Source organism: Streptomyces sp. NPDC003691 (genome assembly GCF_053981115.1).
The window spans coordinates 177,167-190,789 of record NZ_JBSFNQ010000004.1 but is presented as its reverse complement, the minus strand read 5'-3'; the positions used below and the strand labels follow the sequence as shown (position 1 = coordinate 190,789).

Below are 13,623 nucleotides of genomic sequence, written 5' to 3'. Positions count from 1 at the left end.
GCACGGGCCCGTACCGGCGTCGTCGTGCGGGTCAGCGCCCGGCGTGGCGGCCGTGCGGCTCCGCCGGGCCGGGGCCGGTGTCCAGACCGGTGTCCAGACCGGTGTCGGGCACCCCGCCCGCCGCGGCGGCCCACTCCACCCCCGCCGCACGCTGCTTCCTGCCCTGCTTGCGGGCCCGCAGCAGCTCGATCGCGATCGGCAGCACCGAGACCGCGACGATCAGCAGCAGGATCGCCTCGATGTGCTGGTGGACGAAGTCCACCTTGCCGAGGGCCGCGCCGAGCAGGGTGACACCCGCGCCCCACAGCACACCGCCGACGATGTTGTACGTGATGAAGGAGCGGTAGTTCATCCGGGAGACGCCCGCAATGATCGGCGTGAACGTCCGCACGATGGGCACGAACCGGGCCAGGACCAGCGACTTCGGCCCGTACTTCGCGAAGAAGTCGTGTGCCTTCTCCACATTCTCCTGTTTGAAGAACCGGGAGTCGGGCTTCTTGAAGAGCGCCGGGCCGACCTTGCGCCCGAAGAGATAGCCGACCTGGTCGCCGGCGATCGCCGCGAAGACGATCAGGGTGCACACCGCCCACAGCGGCAGGGTGTCCAGTTTCCCGCTGGTGACCAGCAGGCCGGTGGTGAAGAGCAGGGAGTCGCCCGGGAGGAAGAAGCCGATGAGAAGACCGGACTCCGCGAAGACGATGATCAGTACCCCGATCAGGCCGAAGGTCCCGATCAGATAGTCCGGGTCCAGCCAGCTCGGTCCGAGCGAAAGGGTAGTCACGAGTTCCGGCTCCTGTGGAGAGTCGTCGGAGGGAGGATCGGGGGACGCGCGACGTGCGGGCGCGGCGGAGTGCCGCGGGCCCAAATTATCAACGCACCGGCCCCGTAAGGTGTTTTTCCCGCCGCCCCCGGGATGCGCACCGCCCATGCCGCGGCAAAGCTGGTGCGGTACGGGCTTCCGCCCCGGTGGACGGGCCCGGCGACGGACCGCCGGACGAAAGGTGAACGAACATGGGGATCTCGGATTACGGCGGCGGGCAGTCCTCGTCGGCCGACGTTCTCGTCGTGACCACGAACGACGTACCCGGATACCGGGTGCGGCAGGTGATCGGCGAGGTCTTCGGGCTGACCGTGCGTTCGCGGCATCTGGGCAGCCAGATCGGCGCCGGTCTGAAGTCGATGATCGGCGGCGAGCTGAAGGGGCTGACGAAGACCCTGGTGGAGACGCGTAACCAGGCGATGGAGCGGCTGATCGAGCAGGCCCGGTCGCGGGGCGCGAACGCGGTGCTGATGTTCCGGTTCGATGTGACGGAAGCGGCGGACGTGGGCACCGAGGTCTGTGCCTACGGCACCGCCGTGGTGATCGAACCGGTCGACACCGTCTGACCCGTACGGGCGGTCGGCACCGTACCGGACGGGGGTGCCCCGGCGGGCGGCCGCCCGTACCGCCCCGTACCGCCGTGGCCGTACACCTCGGCCCGGGCACGCCGCCCCGGCAGCGGCCGCCCGTACCGCCGTGGCCGTACGCCCCGGCCCGGCTCGCGTTGCGGGCCCGGGGCCCTCGTACCAGCCTGGACAGCAGGCCGACGGACGGCGCGGCGGGGGCATACGGGGGCACGGACGACGCGAAAGGCGGCAGGCGCGGGATGGCACTCCACAAGGGCGCGGACACCACCGGCGGCGACTCCCGGCAGGAGCGCAGACGGCGCGAGCTGTCGATGAACCCCTTCTTCGGCGAGGCCAACCCGGTCAGCGGTATGGAGGAGGCCCCGCCCACGCACCGGCTGCCCGACGGGCCGCTGCCGCCGATGACCGCGTACCGCATCGTCCACGACGAGCTGATGCTCGACGGCAACTCACGGCTCAACCTCGCGACCTTCGTCACCACCTGGATGGAGCCCCAGGCGAGCGTCCTGATGGACGAGTGCCGCGACAAGAACATGATCGACAAGGACGAGTACCCGCGCACCGCCGAGCTGGAGAAGCGGTGTGTGGCGATGCTGGCGGACCTGTGGCACGCGCCGGACCCGGCGGGCGCCGTCGGCTGCTCCACGACCGGTTCGAGCGAAGCCTGCATGCTGGCCGGGATGGCGCTCAAGCGCCGCTGGGCCAAGCGGAACGCCGACCGCTATCCGTCCGCCGCCCGGCCCAATCTGGTCATGGGCGTCAATGTGCAGGTCTGCTGGGAGAAGTTCTGCGCGTTCTGGGAGGTGGAGGCGCGGCTGGTGCCGATGGAGGGCGAGCGTTTCCATCTCGACCCCGAGGCCGCCGCCGAACTCTGCGACGAGAACACCATCGGGGTGGTCGCCGTCCTCGGCTCCACCTTCGACGGCTCGTACGAACCGGTCGCCGGAGTCTGCGCGGCGCTCGACGAGCTCCAGCGGCGGACCGGTCTGGACATCCCGGTCCATGTGGACGGGGCGTCGGGCGCGATGGTGGCACCGTTCCTGGACGAGGACCTGGTGTGGGACTTCCGGCTGCCCCGGGTGTCGTCCATCAACACCTCGGGCCACAAGTACGGGCTGGTCTATCCGGGGGTGGGCTGGGCGCTGTGGCGGACGGCGGCCGAGCTGCCTGAGGAGCTGGTGTTCCGGGTCAACTACCTGGGCGGCGACATGCCGACCTTCGCCCTGAACTTCTCCCGGCCGGGGGCCCAGGTCGTCGCCCAGTACTACACGTTCCTGCGGCTGGGCCGGGACGGCTTCCGCGCGGTGCAGCAGTCGGCCCGGGACATCGCGACCGGGCTGGCCGCGAAGTTCGGCGCGTTCGACGAGTTCCGGCTGCTGACGCACGGCAACGAGCTGCCGGTCTTCGCGGTGACCACCGCACCGGACGTGACCGCGTTCGACGTCTTCGACGTCTCCCGGCGGCTGCGGGAGTCGGGCTGGCTGGTGCCCGCGTACACCTTCCCGAAGAACCGGGAGGACCTGTCGGTGCTCCGGGTGGTCTGCCGCAACGGCTTCTCCGCCGATCTGGCGGAGCTGCTGGCGGAGGATCTGGCCCGGCTGATGCCGGAGCTGCGGGCGCAGAGCGGGCCGCTGACCCGGGATCCGGCGAAGGCGACGGCGTTCCACCACTGAGGGGCGGGCCGCCGCCGAGGGGTGTGCCGCCGCTGAGGGCGGGCCGCCACGGGGGCGCGGGCCGCCGGGTCACCAGGGGTCGGTGGGAGTCTCCCCCGTCAGCCATTCGCCGAAGGTGCCCGGCCGGTCGCCGCACCTGAGGGGCAGGATCAGATCGCAGGTGGCCCGGCCGTCGAACCACACGGTGCCCTTCAGCGGGCCGGTGACGGCCAGCAGCGTCGAGAAGCCGCAGCCGCCGTCGCGAATCACGACCGCGCCCGCCTTCTTCCGCCGCTCGAACTCCTCCACCTCGTCCTCCCAGACCCGGTAGACCTCGTCGAAGGCCGCGGGGTGGGGGAAGTCGTCCTGCCGCGGCTCACGCTCCCCCAGGGCGTCGTCGGCGGCCGCGTACGAGTCGGGGTGCGGGAAGTCCTCGGCCAGGAGGTCGTACTCGATACCGCAGGTGGTGGCCCAGCGCCAGCCGTCGGCCGTCGGCGAGAGCGGGTTGACCGCGTCCCCGGTGGACGGGTCGAGCAGATACGCGCGGTACTCCGGCGGGAACTCGACGGTCAGTTCGGCCTCGGCCCGGCGGATCTGCTCCTCCGTCAGCGGGCCCTGGCTGCCGGGGCGGGCCCGGCGCTCCTTCGGCTTGCCGGGCTCCCGCTCCTCGTCCGGGGTGGGGCCGACCAGCTCGTAGAGCCGTACCGCCCGGCTGCCGACCCAGCCCGCGCCGCGGGCGACCGCGCCGATCAGCTCTTCCATGCCCCGCCCCCGAGAATCCGTTGCCTCCGGCCCACGATAGGGCAGCGGAACGGTCTTTGCGCAGGTCGGAGTGGGGGGCTACAAGCTCTGCCCACGAGGTTGCGGCTCAGCGCGTGCCGCGGCGCCGACGGCGGCGGTCCTTGCGCTCGTCGTTGGACTGCTTGGCGTCGAAGACGGTCAAGACGGCCTCCAGGACGGTCAGGGCGTTACGGCCGAGCCACCCCGCGGTGCGCACCAGGGCGCCTCCCAGTTCTTCCATCTCTCCCCCGACTCCGTTCCCCCACGCGCTCCGGACGGTGCGCTTCCATGCGGAAGGACGCCGGGCGGGCCGGAAACGGTTGCGTCCACCTCCCCGCATCCTTCCGGCCCGCCCGGCGCGAATCCGCCGCGCCCGGTACGGAAACGCGCCCCGCCCGGCCCGCCCGGCGCGGAACCCGGCCCGCGCGGAATCCCCCGCCCCGGCCGGGCCCTACCGGCCGAGCCGCCGGAACCGGCGCACCGCGAGCGGGAAGAACACCGCCAGCAGCACCAGCGGCCAGCAGACCGCGAGCAGGGCCGCGTGGTCCGCGGCCCAGGAGCCGCCGGTGTCCAGTCCGGCCAGCTCACGGGCGGCGGTGGCGGTCGCGGAGAGCGGGTTCCACTCGACGGCCGCGCCGAGCCACCCCGGCATGGACTCCGGGGCCGCGAAGGCCGTGGAGAGGAAGCCGACCGGCCAGACCAGGATCTGCACCGCCTGCACCAGCTCGGGGCGGCCCGCGACCATCGCGAGATGGATACCGGCCCAGAGCATCGCGAACCGCAGCAGCAGTAGCAGTCCGAAGGCGGCGGCGAAGGCCGCCGGGCCGCCGTCCCAGCGCCAGCCGAGCGCCAGCCCGACGGCGCACATCACCAGCAGGGCGGCCGCGGACTCCAGCATGTCCGCGGCACTCCGCCCGACCAGGACGGCGGAGTCGGCCATCGGCAGTGAGCGGAACCGGTCGATGACCCCCTTGTTGAGGTCCCGGGTGACGCTGGTCATCGTCGCCTCCAGGCCGAAGGCCATGGTCAGCGCGAGCATGCCGGGCATCAGATACGTCAGATAGTCGCCGGACACACCCCGGCCGCCGCCGAGGAGATAGGCGAACATCAGCAGCATCATCACCGGGAAGACCAGCGCGAGCGCGATCTTCCAGGGCATCCGGGCCCAGTGGGCGAGTTCCCGCCGGGTCATCGTCCAGGCGTCGCTCAGGAACAGACCGGCGGGGCCCGCCGCGGGCGCGGGGACGGTCGGGTCCGGGTTCGCGTTCGTCGTCGTCATGCGGTCTCCTTCTCGGTCAGCCGGAGGAACACCTCGTCGAGCGTGGGCCGGCGGACCGTCAGGTCCGCCGCCTCGATCCCCGCGGACTCCAGGGCGCGTACGGTCTCGGTGAGCGCGGCCATCCGGTCCCCGACGGGCGCGCTGAGCAGCCGCCGGTCCCGGTCGACGGTCACTCCGGCGCGGAAGGACAGCAGGGGGACCAGTTCCGTGAGGTCGGCCGCGCGCCGGAGCACGATGTCGATACGGTCGGCGCCCAGTTCCGTCTTCAGTCCGTCGGCCGTGCCCTCGGCGACGACCCGGCCGCCGTCGATCACCGAGATGCGGTCGGCGAGCTGGTCGGCCTCCTCCAGATACTGGGTGGTCAGCAGGACCGTGGTGCCGCCGCCGACGAGGGAGCGCACCGCGTTCCACACCTCGGTACGGCCGCGGGGGTCGAGCCCGGTGGTGGGCTCGTCGAGGAAGAGGACATCGGGCTCGGTGATCAGCGAGGCGGCCAGGTCGAGCCGCCGGCGCATCCCGCCGCTGTACGTCTTCACGGCCCGCGGTCCGGTGCCGGCCAGGCCGAACCGCTCCAGCAGCTCGTCCGCCCGGGCCCCGGCCCGCCGGGCGCCGAGATGGTGCAGCCTGCCGAACATGTCCAGGTTCTGGCGGCCGCTCAGCTCCTCGTCGAGCGCGGCGTGCTGGCCGAGGAGGCCGATCCGGCGCCGGACCTCCGCCGCCCGGGTCCGTACGTCGAGACCGGCGACGCGCACCTCGCCCTCGTCGTGGCGGAGCAGGGTGGCGGCGATCCGGACCGCGGTGGTCTTGCCCGCGCCGTTGGGGCCGAGGACCGCGTGGACCGTGCCGCCCCGGACCGCGAGGTCGAGTCCGCCGAGGGCCTGCTTGTCGCCGTAGCGCTTCCGTACCCCGTCGAGCGTGATCATGTCCTGCACCATGCGCGCATCCCTCCCGAAGCCCGGCAGTCCAACCCGGCAGTCCCAGCCAGTAGTCAAACTTGACCACCACGACACAGGAAAGCACAGCCGGAAGCGATTGGTCAAACTTGATTACCGGCCAACAGGGTCAGGGCGGTGGGGCCGGGCAGGCCATGACGGCCGGCCGCCCGGCGGCTACTCCCGGTCGCCCCGGTGCGGGACACCCGTCGCGTACGGGTTCTCCTCACCCTCGGCCAGCACCCCGCGGAACGGCTCGCCCTCGCCCGCGAAGGTGTACGCGCCGCCTTCGATCCGCCCGATCAGAGCCAGCGTCCACTCCTTGCCGAAGTCGGCCGAGGAGATCCAGAGGTTCATGATCTCGCCGATGTGCCCGAGCTGACCCGGCCCCTGCTCGGGGTCGTAGTACTCGGTGGTCGCCGACCGCCAGCCCGCCATTCCCTCGATCCGCTGCCGCAGCAGGCGGACCGCCTCGGCGCGCTCCAGCTCCACCATGAAGCCGAGGCCCGCGGAGAGGGAGTCCATCTTCTGCTCCCAGTTGACCAGCGACTCGCGCAGCAGGGAGAAGAACTCCTCGGTACCGGCCGCGGTGATCTCGTACTCGGTGCGCGGCGGCCCGCCCGCGGTGGAGGGGGCGACCTCATGGGCCACCAGCAGCCCTTGCTTGGCCATCTGCTTGAGGGCGTGGTAAATCGAGCCGGGCTTGGCGTTGGACCACTCGTGGGCACCCCAGTACTCCAGGTCGTTGCGGACCTGATAGCCGTGCGCACGGCCGTGCTGACGCACGGCACCGAGGACCAGCAGCCGGATAGCCGACATGCCTGGACCACCTCTTTCCCGGTTCCCGGCCCTCCCCTTCGGCGGACGACCCGCCGACGGAAGGCTCCACGATGGAAGGCTCTTCAACTTTGACTAGAGTACTCAACTTTGAATACTCTGCCATCCATGGCCGAGAAGACGATCCCACTCCTCCCGTGTCACACCCCCCTGATGACCGATGTCGTCACCTTCTACGAAGCCCTCGGCTTCACCACGACCCTCCGCCAGCACAGCCCCTACCCCTATGCGGTCGTCGAGCGCGGCGCTATCGAGCTGCAGTTCTTCGGCATGAAGGAGTACGACCCCGCCGGCTCGTACTCCGGCTGCTACGTCCTCACCGGCGACGTCGACGGCCTCCACACGGCCTTCCGCGCCGGGCTGAAGGCGGCGTACGGCCGGATCCCGTCCCGCGGGCTGCCCCGGATCGGGCCGGTGAAGGACATGTCGTACGGGGTACGGCAGTTCCTGATGACCGATCCGACCGGGAACAGCGTGCGGATCGGACAGCTCACGGGCGCGGAGGACGCGGACGGCAGCCACTCCCCCGTACCGAAGGAGCCCTTCGAGCGGGCGGTCCATCTGGGCGTGCTGTTCGCGTACTCCAAGGAGGACCTGCCGGGTGCCGCCCGGATCGCCGACCGGGCGCTGGCCCGCACGGACCGCACTCCCACCCCCGTCCAGCTGCTGAAACTGCTAGTGCTGCGCGGCGACGTGGCCCGGCGGCAGGGCGACGACGCACTGGCCCGGACGCTGCTGGCCCGGGCGGGCGCGGTACCGCTGACGGCGGCGGAGCGGGAGTCGGTACGGGACGAACTCGCCCGGCTCGCCGAACTCGCGGACCCGGAGGAAGCGAAGGAAGCGGAAGCGCCCTAACCGGCGGCCCGCGCGCCCTCCTGCTCCTGCTCCTGCTCCTGCTCCTGCTCCTGCTCCAAGGCCAGCAGGCCGAAGGCGGTCTGCCCGTCCAGGGATTCGCGGACGATGTCCGCATGGCCCGCGTGCCGCCCGATCTCCTCCACCAGATGGACCAGGAACCAGCGCATCGACACCCGCTCGCCCTGCGGGAACCAGGGCGCGTCCGGCAGCGGGAAGGTGTCGTCCATGCTGGGTACGGAGCGGATGAACTCCTCGGTCTCCGCGGCCACTCCGGCCCAGAACTCCAGCGTCTCCCCGACGGTCTCGCCGTCCTGGAGGACGAACGCCTCGCCCCAGGTCTCCTGGGTGCGTTCGCGCTCGTTCTTCCGCTGCTGGGCCAGCCGGAGCCAGCTCAGTTCGACCTCCGCCACATGCTTCAGCAGCCCGCCGAGGGTCAGCTCGCTGGCGCTCGGCCTGCTGACGGCCTGCTCCCGGCTGAGGCCGAGCACCGAGCGGCGGATGCTGCCGCGCTGGGCCTCGACAAACGCGAGGAGGGTGCCCCGCTCGTCACCGGGCTTGCCCGCGGGAACGTGAACAACCATGGGATCCGCCTTCCGGCCGCTTTCAAGGAGAGGCTCTCGCCCTCCTTCCGACACCGCAAACGCTACGGGCCAATGAGGACACGAGCTGTCCTCATTGGCCCGTCGTGCGGGATTCAGGAGGTGGTGATCAGAAGGGGAAGCGGGACCGGCCGTGCTGGACGGAGATCCACTTCTGGGTGGTGAACGCTTCGATCATCGATTCGCCGTTGAGCCGCCCGCTGCCGGAGTGCTTCTCGCCGCCGAAAGGCACGATCGGCTCGTCGTGGACGGTGGAGTCATTGATGTGGATCATGCCGGTGTTGATCCGCTTGGCGACGGCCACCCCGCGCTCCACATCGGCGGTGTGGACGGCGCCGCTCAGCCCGTACGGGGTGTCGTTGGCGATCCGGACCGCCTCGTCCTCCCCGTCGAACGGCACGATCAGCGCCACCGGGCCGAAGATCTCCTGGCCGAGGACCGGCGAGTCGGTGGCGATACCGGTCAGCACGGACGGCTCCACCAGATTGCCCTCGGACCCGCCGTGCAGCAGCGCGGTCGCGCCGGCCTCCACGGTCTGCGCCACCAGAGAGGTGACGGCGTCGGCCTGGCGGGAGTTGATCAGCGGGCCGATATGGGTGGCCGGGTCGGCCGGGTCGCCGACCTTCAGCGTGCGCACCTTGGCCACGAACTTCTCGGTGAACTCCTGCTCGATCCGGCGGTCGACGAGCACCCGGTTGGCGGCCATGCAGACCTGGCCCTGGTGGACGTAGCGGCTGAAGACCGCCGCGTCGACGGCGTAGTCGATATCGGCGTCGTCCAGGACGATCAGCGCGCTGTTGCCGCCCAGTTCCAGGATCGCCCGCTTGAAGTTGGCCGCGCAGACCGTGGCGACATGCTGGCCGACCTTGTCCGAGCCGGTGAAGGAGATCGCCTTGGGCACCGGGTGCTCGATCAGGGCGTCACCGATCTCGGCGATGTCGGTGATCACCACATTGAGCAGCCCGGGCGGCAGACCGGCGTCCTCGAAGACCTTGCCGACCAGGGAACCGCCGCAGATGGGGGTGTTCTGGTGGGGCTTGAGGACCACCGCGTTGCCGAGCGCCAGCGAGGGCGCGACGGACTTGATGGAGAGCAGGAAGGGGAAGTTGAAGGGGCTGATCACCCCGACGACTCCGACGGGCAGGCGGTAGACGCGGTTCTCCTTGCCGTCCACCGGCGAGGGCAGGATCCGGCCCTCGGGACGCAGCGACAGTTGGATCGCCTCGCGCAGGAACTCCTTCGCCAGGTGGAGTTCGAAACCGGCCTTGATATGGGTGCCGCCGAGCTCGGCGATGATCGCCTCGGTGATCTCGGCCTCACGGTCCTCGATGATCCGCAGGGCGTTCTCGAAGACGGCGCGGCGGGCGTAGGGATTGGTCTCCGCCCAGGCCGTCTGGGCCCGTTCCGCGGCACGGTACGCCTGGTCCACCTCGGCGGCGGTCGCGACCGGAATGGAGGCCAGCTTCTCCCCGTTGAACGGGTTGAAGTCGATGATGTCCCAGGATCCGCTCCCGGGCCTCCACTCGCCGTCGATGTACTGCTGGGCCAGCTCGGTGAACAAGGACATGGTGATCCGAATCCTTACCCTCGGGTTCCCCTGAATCGCATGACTGGTCGTGTCACTGATGTCACGTCACTATACGTTCGCCGGTAAGGAGTTGGCGTAGACCACGTCGGTAAAAAGGGCAGGGGTAAGGGAGGGGGCGGCCCCGGACCGGAGGAAGATCCGGAGGGGGATCAGGTGAGCTGGAGCAGTCCGCGCAGGATGTCCCGGCTCTCGGCGGGGTCGGGGCTGTCCTCCTGGAGCCGCTTCATCGCCTTCTCGTACTGCTGCACCTCTTCGCGCTTGTCGATGTAGAGCGCGCTGGTCAGCTGCTCCAGATAGACGATGTCGGAGAGGTCGGACTCCGGGAAGCGGAGCATGGTGAAGGCACCGCTCTCGCCCGAATGCCCGCCGAAGCTGAACGGCATCACCTGGAGGGTGACGTTCGGCATCTCGGAGATCTCGATCAGATGCCGCAGCTGTCCCTGCATCACGGAGCGGTCGCCGTAGGGCCTGCGGAGCGCGGCCTCGTCCAGGACCGCGTGCAGATGCGGAGCGCGTTCGGAGACGAGCACCTTCTGGCGCTCCAGCCGCAGGGCGACCCGGCGGTCGGCGTCGGCGCGGGTGGCGTCGGGGGTGCCGCGCATCACGACGGCATGGGCGTACGCCTCGGTCTGGAGCAGCCCGTGGACGAACTGCACCTCGTAGATACGGATGAGGGAGGCGGCGGCCTCCAGTCCGACATATGTCTGGAACCAGCCGGGCAGCACATCGCCGTACCGCTGCCACCAGCCGGCGATATTGGCCTCCTTGACCAGTCCGAGCAGCGCCTCCCGTTCGGTCTCGTCGGCCACTCCGTAGAGCGTCAGCAGGTCCTCGACGTCCCTCGCCTTGAAACTCACACGACCCAACTCCATGCGGCTGATCTTTGATTCCGACGCACGGATCGAGTAGCCGGCCGCCTCGCGGGTGACGCCGCGCGATTCCCGCAGCCGCCTGAGCTGGGAGCCCAGCAGGATGCGTCGCACCACGGATCCGCCACCCGGGCCCTGGGCCCAGGACTCACCTGCGGTCACGACTCGACCCTCCCCATCCTTCTGTCCCGTCCGTCCTGTCGTCCGGCGCTCCGGAGCGCCGGACGCGGCCCCGCCTCCCGGCGCGGCCTTCCGGCGCTTCCCACTGCTCCATCTCTACAGCTTCTTCACGTCGGCGTGGAGTACCCCCGGAACCCCAAGTGCCGGATTCTGCCACCAAATCACTCCGGCCCGTACTCACCTGGTTACTGAAATGGGAAGCACTTGGGAAGACCATGGAACAGATGAGAGGAAGATATCCCCCTCAATGACTACAAGAGCGGACAGCGGGCCCGCGTGCACGTGCATCTGCCCTTGCATCTGCCCTACGCATTGGGAACCATGGTCCCCGCGCACCTGCGTGCTCGTTCGTGTTGAAACGTCACTGAAGCGTCACAGCCGCGATTCCCGGGAGTGCCTCGCATGGGGACGAATGGATCGACCATGCTAGAGCCGTTAAGGCAGGGGCTTCCTCCGATCGATCCCGCGAAAGCCCTGGGCTCGGCGGCCTGCTCCCTCTCCTCCCGCTATGAAGCGGTGCGCGGAGCGCGGCAGTTCACCAAGGCGACGCTGAAGGACTGGGATCTCTACGACCACTTCGACGACATCGCGCTGGTCGTCTCCGAGCTGGTCACCAACGCGCTGCGGCACGCCCTGCCCGGCGAGCCGGCCCGGGAGAGCTTTCTGCCCCCCGTACGGCTGCATCTGATGCGGTGGCCCGGACGGCTGGTGGTGGCGGTACGCGACCCCAGCGCCGAGGGCCCCGGCGGGGCCGACCGGCACAACGGCGCGGTACGGCACAACGGCACCGCCCGGCCCGAGGGCCCCGGCGGCCGGACCGGTACGCCGGGCGGCCCGGCCGGGTTCGGCGGACTCGGCGGGTCCGGCGGGTTCGAGGGCGCCGGCGGGTCCGGCGGGTTCGACGGGCTGAGCGGATTCGAGGGGCTCGAACGGGGCGAGTGTCCCGACGGTCTGGGCGGCGGACGCTTCCCGGACCCCGACGGCACGGCCGAGTCCGGCCGTGGACTCTTCCTCGTCGACGCCTACGCCGACAGCTGGGGCTGGCATCCGCTCGCCGGAGCGCTGCACGGCAAGGTCGTGTGGGCGCTGTTCAGGCTGGCTTGAGCGGGGAGGGCCGGGCGGCGCGCCCAGCAGGAGCGCCGCCCGGCCACGGGAGCGGGTCCGCCCCGGGGCGGGCCCGCTCCCGCGTTTCCGGACGCCGTTCCGGGGCCGGTGGAGCGTCCGGAGCGGATGGCACGCGCGGGGCGGGTCGTACGCGCAGGGGCGGGCGGAACACCGGTTCCGCGCGATCGGTCCGCCGGGCCGGGGGCCCGGCGGACCGTCAGTTCTCCGCGATCAGATGGTCGAACTCGCCGTCCTTGATGCCCAGGAGCATCGCTTCGATCTCGGCGGGCGTGTAGACCAGCGCCGGACCCTCCGGAAACCGGGAGTTGCGGACCGCCACGCCCCCACCGGGGAGCTTGGCGAATTCCACGCACGAGCCCTGGGAATTGCTGTGCCTGCTCTTCTGCCAGACGACCCCGTGAAGCTCCGCGGCCGCCATGCCGTTGTACGCGTGGTGCACGAGTAGCTCCCGAGGTACAAGGTGCATGTGTCAACTGTCGGGGATCATAGCTGTGTTTCCCGTGCGTCTGCATGAGCATTCGCACGAGCAGATGCACGTGCACGCGGGGTGGTGCTGTGATTACGCTCGTGAAGGTCGGTCCGGAGCGCGGACGGCCGGGTGGGCCTCGCCTCCGGGGTCGTACGGGTGAGTTCCCCTCGTACACAAGAGAAAGACGCGTAAGCGAGCTGTCAGGCTCCCGTTTTCAGGTAACAGTCCGGACAGCGGGGCAGGCGGGCCGGGGCGGGGCCGCGGAGGCGGTGGGCGGGGCCGTCGGCGGAGCCCGGCCGGGCCGCCCCGGACCTGCCGTGACCGGCGGTTTCCCGGAACCTTGGCGGCCCTTCGCGCGGTGATACCGGCAACTGCGGCCGCGGCGGGCCGCCTGCTACCTTGGCGCGCACTTTCATCCGACACCCCGGGGGATCCCAGATGCGTGCAAGGACGTCCATGACGGCGGCGGCCGCGGCGGCCGCGCTCGGCGCGGCGCTCGTACTGACCGGTTGCAGCAGCGACGACGGCAAGCCGTCGGCCGACAAGACCGACACCGCGGGCGGCAAGGGCGCGGCTTCGGCCCCGGCGGAGAGCGGCGGCGGTGACAGCGGCGGGAGCGGTGGCGGAGACGGCGGCAAGACCAAGGCCGCGGATGTCGAGGGCGCCTGGACCGCCACGACGGACAACAAGCCGCTGAGCCTCGCCGTCACCCAGGGGAAGGCGGCACTGATGGCGGAGGGCGCGGCCTGCACCGGCGAGCTGGCCGACCACGGTTCGCTGATGCTCTCGCTGAAGTGCGCCGACGGTTCGAAGAAGCGCACGATGGGAACGGTCGCGGTCGCGAACGACGAGCTGACCGTGGTCTGGGAGGGCGGGGTCAAGGACGTCTTCAGCAAGGTCACCGGAGCGACGACCCTCCCGAAGGAGCTGAAGGACAAGCTGAAGGACCTGCCGCAGTACACAGGGCAGGGCTCCTGAGCCGTACGGATCGCGGCGGCCGGTCCGGCTCAGGATCCGTACGGGTCCTCAAGGGCCGTACGAATCCTGAACG

Annotated in this window: 15 protein-coding genes; 5 read left to right on the top strand and 10 right to left on the bottom strand. The window is 70.6% G+C overall.

Features of this window, described 5'->3' with window-relative positions:
* Window positions 1-31 precede the first annotated feature (31 nt).
* Window positions 32-781 (bottom strand): DedA family protein, encoded by a 750-nt coding sequence (locus ACWDR0_RS03890; protein ID WP_456350003.1) that lies wholly within the window; start codon window positions 779-781, stop codon window positions 32-34.
* A 230-nt stretch (window positions 782-1,011) separates the two neighbouring features.
* Here ACWDR0_RS03890 and ACWDR0_RS03885 point away from each other — a divergent pair, with 230 nt between their 5' ends.
* Together ACWDR0_RS03885 and ACWDR0_RS03880 are read left to right on the top strand one after the other, a co-directional pair.
* Window positions 1,012-1,386 (top strand): YbjQ family protein, encoded by a 375-nt coding sequence (locus ACWDR0_RS03885; protein WP_456350002.1) that lies wholly within the window; start codon window positions 1,012-1,014, stop codon window positions 1,384-1,386.
* A 260-nt stretch (window positions 1,387-1,646) separates the two neighbouring features.
* Window positions 1,647-3,080 carry a glutamate decarboxylase gene (locus ACWDR0_RS03880; protein ID WP_456350001.1) on the top strand — a complete coding sequence of 478 codons (1,434 nt, stop codon included), beginning with the start codon at window positions 1,647-1,649 and terminating at the stop codon, window positions 3,078-3,080.
* A gap of 69 nt (window positions 3,081-3,149) precedes the next feature.
* Here the strand turns inward: ACWDR0_RS03880 and ACWDR0_RS03875 are convergent, their stop codons facing one another.
* The 5 genes from ACWDR0_RS03875 to ACWDR0_RS03855 form a co-directional block, all read right to left on the bottom strand.
* Window positions 3,150-3,821, bottom strand: a complete 672-nt coding sequence (locus ACWDR0_RS03875; RefSeq protein WP_456350000.1) for an SMI1/KNR4 family protein — start codon at window positions 3,819-3,821, stop codon at window positions 3,150-3,152.
* Window positions 3,822-3,927: 106 nt separating this feature from the next.
* The gene (locus tag ACWDR0_RS03870) at window positions 3,928-4,080 is read right to left on the bottom strand and encodes a hypothetical protein (RefSeq protein WP_456349999.1); all 153 of its coding nucleotides are present in this window, start codon (window positions 4,078-4,080) and stop codon (window positions 3,928-3,930) included.
* A gap of 210 nt (window positions 4,081-4,290) precedes the next feature.
* Entirely contained in the window at window positions 4,291-5,118 is an 828-nt protein-coding gene (locus ACWDR0_RS03865; RefSeq protein WP_456349998.1) for an ABC transporter permease, read from the bottom strand.
* The gene (locus ACWDR0_RS03860; protein ID WP_456349997.1) at window positions 5,115-6,053 is read right to left on the bottom strand and encodes an ATP-binding cassette domain-containing protein; all 939 of its coding nucleotides are present in this window, start codon (window positions 6,051-6,053) and stop codon (window positions 5,115-5,117) included. The genes ACWDR0_RS03865 and ACWDR0_RS03860 overlap by 4 nt, the downstream gene beginning before the upstream one ends.
* A 174-nt stretch (window positions 6,054-6,227) precedes the next feature.
* The gene (locus ACWDR0_RS03855; RefSeq protein ID WP_456349996.1) at window positions 6,228-6,869 is read right to left on the bottom strand and encodes a PadR family transcriptional regulator; all 642 of its coding nucleotides are present in this window, start codon (window positions 6,867-6,869) and stop codon (window positions 6,228-6,230) included.
* A gap of 126 nt (window positions 6,870-6,995) precedes the next feature.
* Here ACWDR0_RS03855 and ACWDR0_RS03850 point away from each other — a divergent pair, with 126 nt between their 5' ends.
* Entirely contained in the window at window positions 6,996-7,742 is a 747-nt protein-coding gene (locus tag ACWDR0_RS03850; RefSeq protein WP_456349995.1) for a bleomycin resistance protein, read from the top strand.
* On the opposite strand, the gene ACWDR0_RS03845 is transcribed toward ACWDR0_RS03850, so the two are convergent.
* The 3 genes from ACWDR0_RS03845 to ACWDR0_RS03835 form a co-directional block, all read right to left on the bottom strand.
* Window positions 7,739-8,323 carry a DinB family protein gene (locus ACWDR0_RS03845; RefSeq protein WP_456349994.1) on the bottom strand — a complete coding sequence of 195 codons (585 nt, stop codon included), beginning with the start codon at window positions 8,321-8,323 and terminating at the stop codon, window positions 7,739-7,741. The two genes, ACWDR0_RS03850 and ACWDR0_RS03845, sit on opposite strands and share 4 nt — an antisense overlap.
* A 127-nt stretch (window positions 8,324-8,450) precedes the next feature.
* A complete protein-coding gene (locus tag ACWDR0_RS03840; RefSeq protein ID WP_456349993.1) occupies window positions 8,451-9,908 on the bottom strand; it encodes an aldehyde dehydrogenase family protein in 1,458 nt (485 codons plus the stop codon).
* Between the two features lie 170 nt (window positions 9,909-10,078).
* Complete coding sequence (locus tag ACWDR0_RS03835; RefSeq protein ID WP_456349992.1) at window positions 10,079-10,960, bottom strand: helix-turn-helix domain-containing protein; 882 nt, start codon at window positions 10,958-10,960, stop codon at window positions 10,079-10,081.
* A gap of 441 nt (window positions 10,961-11,401) precedes the next feature.
* Between ACWDR0_RS03835 and ACWDR0_RS03830 the strand changes: the two genes are divergently transcribed.
* Window positions 11,402-12,082 (top strand): ATP-binding protein, encoded by a 681-nt coding sequence (locus ACWDR0_RS03830; RefSeq protein WP_456349991.1) that lies wholly within the window; start codon window positions 11,402-11,404, stop codon window positions 12,080-12,082.
* Between the two features lie 217 nt (window positions 12,083-12,299).
* Here the strand turns inward: ACWDR0_RS03830 and ACWDR0_RS03825 are convergent, their stop codons facing one another.
* Window positions 12,300-12,542, bottom strand: a complete 243-nt coding sequence (locus ACWDR0_RS03825) for a DUF397 domain-containing protein (RefSeq protein ID WP_456350021.1) — start codon at window positions 12,540-12,542, stop codon at window positions 12,300-12,302.
* Between the two features lie 468 nt (window positions 12,543-13,010).
* Here ACWDR0_RS03825 and ACWDR0_RS03820 point away from each other — a divergent pair, with 468 nt between their 5' ends.
* Window positions 13,011-13,550: a hypothetical protein gene (locus ACWDR0_RS03820; RefSeq protein ID WP_456349990.1), complete on the top strand. Its 540-nt coding sequence runs from the start codon at window positions 13,011-13,013 to the stop codon at window positions 13,548-13,550.
* Window positions 13,551-13,623 lie beyond the last annotated feature (73 nt).

Coding starts and splice junctions, on each gene's coding strand:
- ACWDR0_RS03855 (WP_456349996.1), bottom strand. CDS start 6,869: ATGTCGGCTATCCGGCTGCTGGTCCTCGGTGCCGTGCGTCAGCACGGC.
- ACWDR0_RS03860 (WP_456349997.1), bottom strand. CDS start 6,053: ATGGTGCAGGACATGATCACGCTCGACGGGGTACGGAAGCGCTACGGC.
- ACWDR0_RS03830 (WP_456349991.1), top strand. CDS start 11,402: ATGCTAGAGCCGTTAAGGCAGGGGCTTCCTCCGATCGATCCCGCGAAA.
- ACWDR0_RS03870 (WP_456349999.1), bottom strand. CDS start 4,080: ATGGAAGAACTGGGAGGCGCCCTGGTGCGCACCGCGGGGTGGCTCGGC.
- ACWDR0_RS03865 (WP_456349998.1), bottom strand. CDS start 5,118: ATGACGACGACGAACGCGAACCCGGACCCGACCGTCCCCGCGCCCGCG.
- ACWDR0_RS03875 (WP_456350000.1), bottom strand. CDS start 3,821: ATGGAAGAGCTGATCGGCGCGGTCGCCCGCGGCGCGGGCTGGGTCGGC.
- ACWDR0_RS03850 (WP_456349995.1), top strand. CDS start 6,996: ATGGCCGAGAAGACGATCCCACTCCTCCCGTGTCACACCCCCCTGATG.
- ACWDR0_RS03845 (WP_456349994.1), bottom strand. CDS start 8,323: ATGGTTGTTCACGTTCCCGCGGGCAAGCCCGGTGACGAGCGGGGCACC.
- ACWDR0_RS03840 (WP_456349993.1), bottom strand. CDS start 9,908: ATGTCCTTGTTCACCGAGCTGGCCCAGCAGTACATCGACGGCGAGTGG.
- ACWDR0_RS03885 (WP_456350002.1), top strand. CDS start 1,012: ATGGGGATCTCGGATTACGGCGGCGGGCAGTCCTCGTCGGCCGACGTT.
- ACWDR0_RS03820 (WP_456349990.1), top strand. CDS start 13,011: ATGCGTGCAAGGACGTCCATGACGGCGGCGGCCGCGGCGGCCGCGCTC.
- ACWDR0_RS03880 (WP_456350001.1), top strand. CDS start 1,647: ATGGCACTCCACAAGGGCGCGGACACCACCGGCGGCGACTCCCGGCAG.